We start from the raw sequence: 12,638 nt of genomic DNA on the forward strand, positions 1-12,638 counted from the left end.
TATCGTACTCGGCGGTTCGGCACTAGGTCTCGAGCGCGATACAGGGGTATGATTTTTGTGCATGGGGCCATGAAATCTGAGCGCGTCCGCTTGTTCGAGAAGCGGAGTAAAGGGGCGTGGCCGGACCAGATCCGGTTTACCCAAGCCCGCCGAGCGGGCGCGTTTATGGAGTGAACACAAATGGGGCTTGCGGACATTGTCGGCCTTGCGGGAGCCTTTTTTTATCTCTTTGCCTATGCCCTGTTGCAGTTACGCGTTCTAACCATTGATGACGGGCGCTACACGCTTCTTAACGTTCTGGGCGGCGTATCGCTGATCTATTCGCTGATATGGAATTTTAATCTTGGCTCCCTGATCTCGCAGGTCGCCTGGCTTCTGTTCACCATCATCGGTTATGCGCGCTTCATGCTGGATCGCCGTCGCAAGGCGCCTCCGGCACAGGCCTGACGATTGTCAGCGCGCGGTTTGCTGATTGTTGGCAATGAGCCAGTCTGAAACCTCGCGCACAATCCTTCGCTGGTGGCGATCGGCTGGCCGCATCAGGTAAAATTTGCCTTCTGAGCGCATCGTATGGGAATGGACCGGGACGAGGACCCCACTATCAAGCTGATCGCGGATCAGCCATGTCCATCCAAGCGTTGCGCCAAGCCCTTGCGACGCCGCCGCAACACAGAGACCGTAGTCTCCCAGCTTCCACTGAATTGCGTCCTGCGGTGGCGACAATTGTGATGACCGCCACCAGTCGCGCCAGTCCTGCCATTCTCGCATGGAATCTTCGATCGAGATCAGAACCGGCGCTTTCTGCTCCATGAGGTTGGCCATGCCTGCCGCTGACACGGGAATGACCTCTTCCTGGCCGAGTTCGGAAAGCCAGACGCCAATTGGTCGTTCCCTGCGATAGAAGATAGCAAGATCGAATTCGTCCAGACGCAAATGGGCCACGTCATCGGTGACGCGCAACCGCAGTTCGATGCCGGGGATGTCGCGTTTCAGCGTCTGAAGGCGCGGCATGAACCATTGATCGGCAATCCCGCGCGAACAGGCGATGGTGATCTGGCTGGGGCCGGTCCAGGAGCGTACGCCGTCCGTGACGCTTGCGATGTCGAGGATGAGCCGCGAAACGTCGATCGAGTAGTTCTCTCCGATGGTTGTTAGTCGCACACCTGTCGGCACACGCTCGAAGAGTTTGGAGCCGATAAACGCTTCGAGTTTGCTGATCTGGCGGCTGACAGCGCTTTGCGTCAGACCAAGCTCATTACCCGCCCTGGAGAAGCTGCCCAGCCGCGATGCAGCTTCGAAAACAACAAGCGCCTCCAATGGCGGCAATCTAAATGACGGTTGCATCCCGGTTCCCACAAAACAGTCTGCGCTCCGATACACCGACGCCATAAACTCTTCAATTTTTTTGGAATTCGATGCTGTGGTAATCACGCAATTTCCTCGTCCAAAAGGGTCGTCGGACATGATTCTCGTGTATAGTCGCCGACAAATTTGCATCCTGCCGCTATCATCATGGTAGCGCTGCCGTGACCTAAGCGGATAATTGAGATGAGAATGCCGGTTATGAGATCAAACCCTGGACGACTTTGCATCGCGGCAATTTTCGCGATTCTGGCTGGCGGCACGGGTGTTTCACCGGCACAGGGCCTGTCGGATGGTGGCAAGATGCCGGTGCTTTTCGATGCGCAGGAGCGGTTTGCCGGCGGCGATCTGTCTTCGGTGCCGCGTATCCGGTTCTTGATGTCTGTCGATTTTCCGCCCTTCAATTTTACCGATCAGGAAGGGCGGCTCGCAGGTTTTCATGTCGATCTGGTGCGGGAAATCTGCGCGCAATTGAAGGTCGAGAGCAAATGCCAGGTTCAGGCATTGCCGTTTGATGAGCTGGAAGCTGCGCTGGAAATGGGGGAGGGCGAGGCTGTCATTTCCGGTATTGCGTCATCATCGGACTTACGAAAGAGCTTCACCTTCTCACGTCCTTACCTTCTGTTGCCGGCACGCTTTGCAGTCAACAAGGCGGTCAAGCTCGAAGGGACGACGATCAATGCTCTCTCCGGCAAGAAGGTCGGGGTTCTGACCGGTTCGCGCCATGAGCAGATGCTCAAGGCATTTTTTCCGAAAGTGGCGGCCAACGGCTTTGATGGCTATGACGCCATGTATGATGCCCTGAAGACCGGCAAGGTGGATGCCGTTTTCGCAGATGGCCTGCGTCTGCCGTTCTGGGTGTCGGGCACTGCCTCCGAAGGCTGCTGCGCGTTGTTCGGTGGACCTTATATGTCTGATCGTTTTCTTGGCGAAGGCCTGACGATCATGGCCGTCGACCCGGACAACGTTCTCGTTCCGGCTTTCGATCAGGCGCTTGCGGCTCTGTCACGCAATGGCCGGCTAGAGGAAATCTACCGCCGCTATTTTCCTTATGGATTATACTGAACGGTGTTATTGGCTTGCCCAGATAATCCGGGCAATCCATTCCACCTCTGCCATGTCGAAACTGCGGTTGGGATGTTCCGGATTGAGGGAGAGCAACTCGATGTTCTTGGGGCTTTGCCGCGCCAGAACTTTTGCCATGACCTCACCATCCCGGCTTTTCACCACCACGCGATCGCCTCGGCGTACCTGTGCGCCGGGCTCGACGATGAGAATGTCGCCATCACGATAAAGTGGCATCATGCTTTCGCCCTGCACCTCTAGCGCATAGACACCCTGCTTGCGGTCCGGGGAGGACGGAAATTCGATAACGTCCCACCCTTGGCCGGCCGGAAAGCCGCCGTCATCGAAAAAGCCACCGGAGCCGGCCTGAGCGAAACCGAGCAGCGGAATGGCATTGTGCGCATCGGCAGGCTGGGTCGCCTGTCCGGTTTTTCCGAACGCATAGCCAAAAAATTGGTCGATACTCGCGCCGGTCGCCTCCAGGACTTTCGAGACGGATTCTGTGGAGGGCCAGCGTTTGCGACCGTCCGGACCGAACCGCTTCGACTTGTTGAACGATGTCGGATCGAGGCCTGCGCGCTTGGCCAGCGCCGAAGGCGTCAACTGGTGACGTTCTGCAAGCGTATCGATCGCGATCCAGATCGTTTCGTGTGAAAGCATGATTAAAAGCCCGCAGGTGGAGCCCGTGGAGGAAAAAGCTCCTGTCAGTAGAGGCTGTAATCTAGACTATATTCAGCCTGGAGTAAAGAAATAAGGAATAAAATCCTCTTCCTCAGGCCACCATTGCCGGACTGTTGATCTTGGAAAGCTGGATGACCGCCTGTGTGCGGCTATCGACCTTGAGTTTCAGCAGGATTGCCGACACATGCGCCTTCACGGTGGCTTCGGAGACATTCAGTTCATAGGCGATCTGCTTGTTCAGAAGGCCTTCGGCCAGCATGCCGAGAACGCGGCTCTGTTGTGGCGTAAGGGTCCTCAACCGCTGAATAAGATCGGCTACATCAGGATCTTGTTCCTTTGCGCCTCTGTGGCTGGCCGGTACCCAGACATCGCCTTCTAGAACGGCACGGATGCCGTCGCGAATATCGTCGATGCCTGACGATTTGGAGATGAAGCCGGAAGCACCCAGTTCTATTGCGCGGCGCACCGTGGTGGCGTCATCAGTGGCAGAGACAATGACGATAGGCAGGCTGGCGAATTCCGCCCGTAGCGCCATCAGCCCTGAAAATCCGCTGACACCAGGCATGGAAAGATCGAGAAGCATCAGATCCGCATCGTTCCGCTCAGCGGCGGCCTTGCGGGCGGCTTCGAAATCCCCGGCCTCTATGATGGTCTGCTGGCCCTCAATGCCGGATACGGCCTGCTTCAGGGCTCCACGAAAAAGCGGGTGATCGTCTGCGATGATGATGGCAAGTTCCGACATTGTGGCCCCCTCCCAAGGGCGTTGATGCGGTTCTTTTCTATTTTCTTACGTCTGCCTGCCGCTTGTCGAAAACGACTCCAGCGCCTCCATTGCCAAAAGTGCGCCAATCGATTGCGCATTACAAGGGAAAGCTTTTCACAGAAACAGCCTGAGACCATCCGAGGGCAAAAAAACCGGCAGAAACTGTGGACAATCGCACGGCTTTGCTGCAAACCCCGCTCTCAGAACACCCGTCGGAGACGCCTATGCAGGAACAGCCCGCGATCATTTATAAAATCGTCCCGGAGACGCTCTGGGCTGCCGCTAAGGTCAAAGGCGTTTTTGAAGGCGCGCCGATCGATCTGGCCGACGGTTTCGTTCACTTCTCGACAGCCAAACAGGCAATGGAAACCGCATCGCGGCATTTTGCCGGACAGGCCGGTTTGTTACTTGTTGCCGTGAGTGGAGAGGCTCTCGGCGAAAAGCTGGTTTATGAGCCTTCGAGAGGCGGCGATCTCTTTCCGCATCTCTATGCCTCCCTCCCCATGACCGCCGTGCTCTGGGAAAAACCTCTTGTCTTGGGCGAGGACGGTCGCCATCAGTTTCCGGAGAACCTGTCATGAACGGATTTTTTTCCTCTCTCGGCCGTAAAGGCGTGTTCTTGATCGATCCGGAAAAGGCGCATGGACTATCGATTACGGCGTTGAAGAGCGGCTTTTTGCCAACCTGCATGGTGCCGCACGATCCGCGCTTGCAGCAGACGGTGGCCGGGCTCGTGTTCCCCAACCCGCTCGGCTTGGCGGCTGGTTACGACAAGAACGCCGAGGTGCCTGGACCGGTCTTACGGCTCGGCTTCGGTTTCACCGAAATCGGTACTGTCACACCACGCGCGCAGGCGGGCAATCCCAAGCCGCGCATTTTCCGGCTCGTGGAAGATGAGGGTGTTATCAACCGCCTCGGTTTTAACAATGAGGGGCACGCCGCTGCACTTGAACGCATGAAGGCTGCCTCGCTGCGCGGCATCGTCGGCGTCAATATCGGTGCGAACAAGGACAGCGAAGACCGCATTGCCGACTATGTGAAGGGCATCGAGACCTTCTATTCGGTCGCGTCCTACTTTACCGTCAACATCTCGTCGCCTAACACGCCGGGACTGCGTGATCTGCAGGCACGTGAAAGCCTCGCCGCCTTGCTGGCAGCCGTACTGGAAAGCCGTGAGGCGGAGGCCTCCCGTTCCGGTAAACGTATCCCGGTATTCCTGAAGATCGCTCCGGATCTGACTGAAGAAGGGTTGGATGACGTTGCCGAGGAGGCGCTGGCGCACGATCTCGATGGTCTGATCGTCTCGAACACCACGCTCTCCCGCGATGGTTTGCGGGCTGGTCCGAATAAGAGTGAGTCCGGCGGGCTTTCAGGAAAGCCGATTTTCGAGCTGTCGACCACGGTTCTTGCCAAGATGCGCAAGCGCGTTGGCGCAAACCTGCCGATCATCGGTGTCGGTGGTGTCTCATCGGCAGAAACGGCGATGGAGAAGATAAAGGCGGGCGCCGATCTCGTGCAGCTTTACTCCTGCATGGTCTATGAAGGTCCGGGGCTGCCGTCTGCCGTGGTCAAGGGAATGTCCAAGATCGTGGAGCGCGAGCGCGTGGACAACATCCGCGATCTGCGCGACAGCACGGTCGACCGTTGGGCCGACCGTAAGCTCGGCTGATCGGTTCAGGCGCAGAGTACCATCGCCCAATAGGGGCGGTTTCGGTTTGCTGCATCGTAAGCGACGGCCACGCCAAGTCCGTTATATGACCCCAGCATGTTCTCGAGATGGTGGGGAGAGGTGATCCAGGCCTTGACGACGCGTTCAACGCTATCCTGACCGCTTGCGACGTTTTCTGCTGCGGGCAGAGGAACCTTGCCGTCTTTCATACGAATGAGGAAGCTGTCGGTCAGGCCGATCAGATGCGCCATCTTCTGCGCCTTGACCATGCGATCCGCCTGATAGGCGGCGGCGGTACTGGCTGCGCTGTTGACGGAGAGAGATGAAAGCCCTTTGGAGCGCCGCAGCTCATTGACCATCGGCAGCGCCGCAGCGGTTTCATCCTTGGTGCCCGAAGGGACGCCCTTGTTGGTTGGCATGGAAACGCAGGCAGATAGCAATGAGCCAGCGGAAACCAGCACGAAACCGCGCCGGGAAAACGTAATAAGCGATGTTTCGGTCATATCAGCGGCGGTAGCTCAGGAGGCGCAGGATGATGAAGACGGGAATGACGATCGTTGCGCCAAGGATCAGGTAGTCGCCGATTGCGCCAAGCGCGTGGAAACCGCTGCGCCACAGATCAACCACGAAATCGCGCGCACCATAGATGATGTTCCACGGCGTCAAGCCGAAGATCGCCATCAGAAAGCCGACGAGCAATGAAACCACCAGCAGTTTCACAACCGTACGGGCCACCGTATCACCCAGCATTTTGTTGACCTCACCGGCCATCAGCAAGTCTCCTGTTTCCTCTCACATATGAAGCAGGCTGCTTCGATGCAAGTTTCGGTGCACTATATCGCGCTATAGTCGCCGGTGCCATGAAATAGGACTTGAGTTTTTTTATGGCTTGATAAATGAGAGCCGACATCTTCTCAGGAAATCATGAATGGCATCAAACCAGTTTTCTTCCGGTGACGTGATCGCTGACCGCAGGGCAGATTATGCTCGCATGTTGGCCGAGAGCGGCGATCATGCGGCGGCTGCCGAACTGATCGAGCAGGCGCTCGAATTGACGCCATCATGGGCAGCGGGCTGGTTTCGTCTCGGTGAGTATGCCGAGAAGGCAGGTGATGAGGAAAAGGCTGTTGCCGCTTTCGAGAAAGTTGCCGGGCTGGATTCCGAAGGTATCTTCGCTGCCGAGTTGAAGCTTGCGATCTTGGGGGCTGCCGAAACCCCTGAGCAGCCACCAAGCCGCTATGTCGAAGGATTGTTCGACGACTATGCCGAGCGTTTTGAAACCTCATTGGTGAAGAAGCTTGGCTACAGCGTGCCGCAAAAATTGGCGGCGCTGATCGAAAAAGCTCGTCCGGCAAATGGCAAGTTTTGCTGCGTCGTTGATATAGGCTGCGGTACGGGCCTGCTGGGAGCGGAAATCAGCGACTGGTCAGAACGGTTGGAAGGTTTCGATATCTCCACCAACATGCTGGCCAAGGCTGAAGAGAAGGGCGTCTATCACCATCTGGCCCAGGCTGACTTGTCACTGGATGTTGCAGCCTCCGGTCTTTTTGACGGTCGTCTTGCTCAAGGCCGCGCCGATCTGGTGGCTGCGGCCGATGTCATGATGTATCTCGGCAGCCTGGAGACGGTGATGCCCCTGGTTGACGCGCTCCTGGCGCCGGGAGGTCTGTTCGCCTTCTCGGTCGAGGATGCGGGCGAGGAGGACGGCTTTGTGCTGCAGCCGTCATTGCGCTACGCTCATTCCGAACGCTACATCCGTGGTCTGCTCGCTGCGCATGGCATGGATGTGCTGGACATCGTCAAAACCACCATTCGCAAGGATGCCGGAAAACCCCTTTCCGGCATTCTTTTTCTTTCCAGGAAAGAAGGCTGATCTTTTCGTTTCTTGCCATTTTGCCAATAGGTCAGCCCTGCTTACATATCCGTATTGAAACGCTGTCTTTTGCAGTGCAAAATATGCTCGTAAAGCCGAACCACGATGAGACGTCGTCGGAAACCGGCGAAGCATTTTCACGACAATTCTGGCAGATCTCTTCGGGGGTACGGACATGGCATTCACGAGAAGCGTCTATGGCATGTGGAGTGCCGATCCGGCAAAACATGCACCGGTGGAAGATGTGCAGGGCATTGTTACTGGCGCGATCGTTTCTGCGCTCGGTTTTTACCTGCTGAACAAGGTGGGCCTTCTGACCGGGGGCACGGCGGGCGTTGCGTTCCTTATCCACTACGCCTTCGGCATCAGCTTTGGCCTTCTGTTCTTCCTTGTTAACCTGCCATTTTATTATCTCTCTTTCCGCCGTCTTGGTCTCGCATTCTCGCTCAAGACCTTTATCGCCATCGGCCTTGTCTCCGTGCTGACCGAACTGGAATCCCGCTGGATGGTGGTCGACAGCATCAATCCGCTCTGGGCGGCGTTGCTGGGTGGCCTGTTGCTGGGATATGGGCTTCTGGCGCTTTATCGCCACCGTGCCAGCCTCGGCGGTATCGGTATTCTGGCCATTTACATCCAGGATCGCTTTGGCGTCCGAGCGGGCCTTATCCAGCTTGCCTTTGACGCCTGTGTCATGGTTGCCGCCTTCGCGGTCATCGACCCCGAAACTGTCCTCTATTCGATTGTCGGCGCGTTCGTCCTCAACATGTTCCTCGCCATCAATCATCGCTCCGACCGTTATATCGTCGTGCGCTAACGCTTGAATTTTCAGGCGCTGAGGCGCAGAGAATGAGCCGGGAAAAACGGGAAACGACCATGAGCGAAGTTGCCGAACGCAAGCTGACCAGATTTTGGGCTTCCACGCCGGATCGGCATTCGCTGCTGGAAGACATTCAGGGCGTATTGGCAGGCAGCATGCTGGTCTCGCTGGGTGTGACGCTGTTTTCATCCGCCGGGCTTTTGACGGGTGGTACGGTCGGTTTGGCCTTCCTTGTCCATTACGCCACGGATGTGCGCTTCGGCGCGGTGTTCTTTCTCGTCAATCTGCCTTTCTATTATCTCGCGTTTCGACGCCTCGGACTGGCCTTTACGGTAAAAACCTTCTGCGCCATCGCCATGACTGCGGTCCTGTCGGATTACATGCCTGGGCTGTTTGCATTCGAGAGCATCAATCCCGTTGCCGCCGCACTGTTTGGAGGGCTGACGGTCGCAGCGGGTATGCTGGCACTGTTTCGCCACCGTACCAGTCTTGGCGGTTTCGGCATTCTGGCGCTTTATCTGCAGGACCGTTTCGGCTGGCGCGCCGGATTGGTGCAACTCGCCTTCGACGGCATGGTGCTCGTTGCATCCTGTTTCATTGCCACGCCTTTCGTCATCATCTGCTCTGTTCTCGGCGCATTGGTGATGAACCTGACATTGGCGATCAATCACCGCAACGACCGCTACATAGCGATGTAACGGTCGCTCGGCCAAGGTGGATCGAGATCACGCTGCCTTGGCGGTGGCGTCGACAGGATGTTGCGAGCGGAAGCCGACGGCAATGCGGTTCCAGGTGTTGATCGTGCCAATCGCAACCGTCACCTTGACGATATCCTCATCGCTGAAATGCGCCTTCAGCGCCTCATAGGCATCATCCGGTGCGCCGGTCTCGGCAATCTTCGTCACCGCATCGACCCAGCCGAGCAAGGCCCGCTCCTGCTCGGAATAGACGGTCGATTCCCGCCAGACACTCATCAGGTTAATCCACTGTTCCGACAGGCCGTCCTTGCGGCTTTCCTTGACGTGCATGTCGACGCAGAAAGCACAGCCATTGATGATGGAGGCACGAAGCTTGATGAGGTGAATGAAGCGGTGCTCCAGTCCGCTGTTTTGAACGTAGGTCTCCAGAGCCATCACGGCTTTGAAGGCTTCGGGAGATGCTTTGGCGTAATTCAAACGGGTTTTCATCGGTGTTTTCCTTTTTCGGATAGGTATCAGGGCATGCGTCATCGATCCGAAAAGCCATGTGGCTTTCCGGTGTCGTATCGGAATGTCGTCAGTTCAGCGTGCGGACTTGCGCTCGTTCATTTCAAGAAACGCGCAACCACGCGCGGCAATGCCGCCGTCGTCATTGGCGGCGAGATCTCCCAGAACATCGGCTATGGTGGTTTTGGCGAGTTCTGCCCGATAGGCTTTTTCGGCTTTCAGCATCGCTGCATTGATGCCGCAAGGTTTGGTAAAATAGCGTTTTGGCAAAGGATTTGGTCCCCGCTGGCGGATTTCCGCACAGCGAAAAGCAGGCTCTGGTCCCTCTACCGCCAGAACGATATCGAGCAATGTGATCTTGTCGGTCGGTTTCGCAAGTCGATAACCGCCCTTCGGTCCGGGAACGGTGGCGAGAATACCGGCACCGGAAAGAAGTTGCAGGTGTTTCAGGAGGTAGCTGGTGGAAACACCATGAAACTCCGCCAGCGCGGCGGCCGAAAGTACGCCACCATCGGAAAGCCCCGCCAGCATTCCCACGCTGTGAATGGCCTGTTCCACGCCGTCGCCCAGTTTCATTGTATCAGCTCCTTTATCGTGGATTAAAAATATCCATGATTAGGATTGCTGTCAAGACGAGCCTTCATGCCCTTCTTTTTCGCAGCTTTTTCACTACCTTGAAGAGATGAAACTCGCCGAGTCGTCCATTTCCGGCATTCAAGTCGGCGCCTTGCCTCTGCCGTTCCAGAAATGGTTTGCGCAAAAGGGGTGGCAGCCGCGCGCCCATCAGCTCGAGCTTGCCGCCCGCGCGCATGGCGGCGAAAACATGCTTCTCATCGCGCCAACCGGTGCGGGCAAGACGCTTGGCGGCTTCATGGCATCGCTGACAGACCTGGCGGAGCGCGGCAAGGTACCGCCCGGCTCGGGTTTTGTCGGTGTGCACACCCTGTACATCTCACCTCTCAAAGCGCTCGCCGTCGATATCGAGCGCAATCTGATGAAGCCTGTTTCGGAAATGGGACTGCCGATTTCCGTTGAAACCCGCACGGGCGATACGCCACAGGGCAAGCGACAGCGCCAGCGAATAAAGCCACCGGATATCCTGTTGACGACTCCAGAACAGGTCTCTCTTCTTTTGGCCAACAAGGAAGCCGAGCGGTTTTTTCGCGACCTGAAATATGTGGTGCTGGATGAGTTGCATTCACTGGTCACCTCCAAGCGAGGCCATCTGCTGTCGCTGGCTTTGGCCCGCATCCGCAAACATGCTCCTGCTATGCGAACGATAGGCCTTTCCGCAACGGTTGCGGAACCGATGGATTTGCGTCGTTACCTCGCACCGCAGGTGGAAGGTTCCAAACCTGCCGGTGTCATCACCGTTGAGGGCGGTGCAAAGCCTGACATTTCCATTCTGCAGACGGATGAGCGTATCCCGTGGTCTGGTCATTCGGCACGTTATGCCATGCAGGATCTTTATAAGGCGCTGAAAGAGCATCAGACGACGCTGATCTTCGTCAACACCCGCTCGCAGGCGGAGCTGATCTTCCAGGAACTCTGGACCATCAATGATGATAATCTGCCGATCGCGCTGCATCACGGCTCACTGGATGCCGGGCAGCGGCGGAAGGTGGAAGCCGCCATGGCGGAAAACAAGCTGCGCGCTGTGGTCGCCACATCCACACTCGATCTCGGTATCGACTGGGGTGATGTCGATCTGGTCGTCCATGTCGGCGCGCCGAAAGGTGCAAGTCGCCTGGCGCAACGCATTGGTCGCGCCAATCACCGTATGGACGAGCCATCAAAGGCCATTCTCGTGCCCGCCAACCGTTTCGAGGTGATGGAATGTCGTGCCGCGCTCGATGCGAATTATATCGGTGCACAGGATACGCCGCCGATCGCCGAAGGTGCGCTGGACGTATTGGCGCAACATGTTTTGGGCATGGCCTGCGCCGAACCGTTCGATGCGGATGAGCTTTACCAGGAAGTCACAAGCGCTTCGCCTTACGCGACCCTCTCACGCCACACCTTTGACCGGGTGGTGGATTTTACCGCGACCGGTGGCTATGCGTTGCGAACCTATGAGCGCTATGCCCGTATCCGCCAGATGAAGGACGGTCGCTGGCGTGTCTCAAACCCACAGGTCGCCCAGCAATATCGACTGAATCTCGGCACCATTGTCGAAGCCGCTGAACTGAACGTTCGAATGGTCAAGCGCAACGCCAAGGGAACCTTGGGCCGCGGTGGCATGTCGCTTGGCAAGGTCGAGGAATATTTCCTCGAACAGCTCGTGCAGGGCGATACCTTTCTGTTTTCCGGAAAAGTGTTGCGATTTGAAGGGATCAGGGAAAACGAATGCCTCGTTTCCCAAGCTTTCTCGATGGACCCCAAAATTCCATCTTACGCCGGCGGGAAGTTTCCGCTTTCGACCTATCTAGCCGATCAGGTGCGCTCGATGCTGGCCGATCCGCAGCGTTGGCACGCGTTGCCGGATCAGGTGCGTGACTGGCTGGCAATCCAGAAAGAGAAGTCGATCATTCCCAAACAGGATGAGTTGCTGGTGGAGACCTTTCCCTTCCGGAAGCGTTTCTTCATGGTCATGTATCCGTTTGAGGGCCGCCTGGCACATCAGACACTCGGCATGCTTTTGACGCGGCGGCTGGAAAGAGCGGGCGCCAAACCCATGGGCTTTGTCGCCACAGACTATTCCTTGGCCATCTGGGCCATGGAGGATATCGGCAGACGCCTGAAATCTCGTCGTCTCTCGCTGGCAGACCTTCTCGACGAGGACATGTTGGGTGACGATCTGGAGGCGTGGTTGGACGAGTCATTCATGCTGAAACGCACCTTTCGCAATTGTGCGGTCATTTCCGGCCTGATTGAGCGCCGCCATCCAGGCAAGGAAAAGACCGGGCGACAGGTGACCGTCTCGGCCGACCTTATTTATGACGTTCTTCGCAGCCATGAGCCGGACCATATCCTGCTGGAAGCGACCCGTCGCGATGCGGCTGCAGGGCTTTTGGACATTGGCCGACTTGGGGATATGCTGAGAAGGATCAAGGGCCACACCACCCATTGCGCATTGGAGCATGTCTCGCCGCTTGCCGTGCCGGTAATGCTGGAAATTGGACGCGAAACGGTAGCAGGCGAGGCGCAGGACGATGTCCTTGCTGAAGCCGCAGACGAACTCATCGCCGACGCGATGTCTTGAC

General features: G+C 57.1%; 15 protein-coding genes. 8 read left to right on the top strand and 7 right to left on the bottom strand.

Annotated elements, in window-relative coordinates; genetic code table 11:
- Window positions 1–180 precede the first annotated feature (180 nt).
- On the top strand, window positions 181–447 hold the full coding sequence (locus HWX89_RS10930; protein WP_138794509.1) for a CBU_0592 family membrane protein: 267 nt from the start codon (window positions 181–183) through the stop codon (window positions 445–447).
- Between the two features lie 6 nt (window positions 448–453).
- Here HWX89_RS10930 and HWX89_RS10935 read toward each other — a convergent pair whose 3' ends face one another.
- Complete coding sequence (locus HWX89_RS10935) at window positions 454–1,344, bottom strand: LysR substrate-binding domain-containing protein (RefSeq protein ID WP_138794510.1); 891 nt, start codon at window positions 1,342–1,344, stop codon at window positions 454–456.
- Between the two features lie 321 nt (window positions 1,345–1,665).
- Here HWX89_RS10935 and HWX89_RS10940 point away from each other — a divergent pair, with 321 nt between their 5' ends.
- A complete protein-coding gene (locus HWX89_RS10940) occupies window positions 1,666–2,427 on the top strand; it encodes a transporter substrate-binding domain-containing protein (protein WP_138794938.1) in 762 nt (253 codons plus the stop codon).
- Between the two features lie 6 nt (window positions 2,428–2,433).
- Here the strand turns inward: HWX89_RS10940 and HWX89_RS10945 are convergent, their stop codons facing one another.
- Together HWX89_RS10945 and HWX89_RS10950 are read right to left on the bottom strand one after the other, a co-directional pair.
- The gene (locus HWX89_RS10945; RefSeq protein ID WP_138794511.1) at window positions 2,434–3,087 is read right to left on the bottom strand and encodes a S24 family peptidase; all 654 of its coding nucleotides are present in this window, start codon (window positions 3,085–3,087) and stop codon (window positions 2,434–2,436) included.
- 112 nt (window positions 3,088–3,199) lie between these two features.
- On the bottom strand, window positions 3,200–3,850 hold the full coding sequence (locus HWX89_RS10950; RefSeq protein WP_138794512.1) for a response regulator: 651 nt from the start codon (window positions 3,848–3,850) through the stop codon (window positions 3,200–3,202).
- Between the two features lie 245 nt (window positions 3,851–4,095).
- Between HWX89_RS10950 and HWX89_RS10955 the strand changes: the two genes are divergently transcribed.
- Both HWX89_RS10955 and HWX89_RS10960 read left to right on the top strand, forming a co-directional pair.
- A complete protein-coding gene (locus tag HWX89_RS10955; RefSeq protein ID WP_138794513.1) occupies window positions 4,096–4,452 on the top strand; it encodes a DUF952 domain-containing protein in 357 nt (118 codons plus the stop codon).
- Entirely contained in the window at window positions 4,449–5,540 is a 1,092-nt protein-coding gene (locus tag HWX89_RS10960; protein WP_138794514.1) for a quinone-dependent dihydroorotate dehydrogenase, read from the top strand. Before HWX89_RS10955 ends, HWX89_RS10960 begins: the two co-directional genes overlap by 4 nt.
- 5 nt (window positions 5,541–5,545) lie before the next feature.
- Here the strand turns inward: HWX89_RS10960 and HWX89_RS10965 are convergent, their stop codons facing one another.
- Window positions 5,546–6,043: a CAP domain-containing protein gene (locus tag HWX89_RS10965; protein ID WP_138794515.1), complete on the bottom strand. Its 498-nt coding sequence runs from the start codon at window positions 6,041–6,043 to the stop codon at window positions 5,546–5,548.
- A gap of 1 nt (window position 6,044) precedes the next feature.
- On the bottom strand, window positions 6,045–6,311 hold the full coding sequence (locus tag HWX89_RS10970; RefSeq protein ID WP_003493739.1) for a DUF6460 domain-containing protein: 267 nt from the start codon (window positions 6,309–6,311) through the stop codon (window positions 6,045–6,047).
- Between the two features lie 157 nt (window positions 6,312–6,468).
- Between HWX89_RS10970 and HWX89_RS10975 the strand changes: the two genes are divergently transcribed.
- From HWX89_RS10975 to HWX89_RS10985, 3 genes are all read left to right on the top strand, one after another.
- Window positions 6,469–7,413, top strand: coding sequence for a class I SAM-dependent methyltransferase (locus HWX89_RS10975; protein WP_138794516.1), 945 nt, complete (start codon window positions 6,469–6,471; stop codon window positions 7,411–7,413).
- Window positions 7,414–7,615: 202 nt separating this feature from the next.
- Entirely contained in the window at window positions 7,616–8,227 is a 612-nt protein-coding gene (locus HWX89_RS10980; RefSeq protein ID WP_138794939.1) for a YitT family protein, read from the top strand.
- A 59-nt stretch (window positions 8,228–8,286) separates the two neighbouring features.
- Window positions 8,287–8,928, top strand: coding sequence for a YitT family protein (locus tag HWX89_RS10985; RefSeq protein ID WP_138794517.1), 642 nt, complete (start codon window positions 8,287–8,289; stop codon window positions 8,926–8,928).
- A gap of 27 nt (window positions 8,929–8,955) precedes the next feature.
- Here HWX89_RS10985 and HWX89_RS10990 read toward each other — a convergent pair whose 3' ends face one another.
- Window positions 8,956–9,417 (bottom strand): carboxymuconolactone decarboxylase family protein, encoded by a 462-nt coding sequence (locus tag HWX89_RS10990; RefSeq protein WP_138794518.1) that lies wholly within the window; start codon window positions 9,415–9,417, stop codon window positions 8,956–8,958.
- A gap of 93 nt (window positions 9,418–9,510) precedes the next feature.
- Window positions 9,511–10,011: an RrF2 family transcriptional regulator gene (locus tag HWX89_RS10995; protein WP_138794519.1), complete on the bottom strand. Its 501-nt coding sequence runs from the start codon at window positions 10,009–10,011 to the stop codon at window positions 9,511–9,513.
- Window positions 10,012–10,117: 106 nt separating this feature from the next.
- On the opposite strand from HWX89_RS10995, the gene HWX89_RS11000 reads away from it, so the two are divergent.
- Window positions 10,118–12,637, top strand: a complete 2,520-nt coding sequence (locus tag HWX89_RS11000; protein ID WP_138794520.1) for a ligase-associated DNA damage response DEXH box helicase — start codon at window positions 10,118–10,120, stop codon at window positions 12,635–12,637.
- Window position 12,638: the final 1 nt, after the last annotated feature.

Origin of the sequence: Rhizobium sp. RM, assembly GCF_013390595.1 — a bacterium.
Taxonomy (GTDB): Bacteria; Pseudomonadota; Alphaproteobacteria; order Rhizobiales; family Rhizobiaceae; genus Agrobacterium.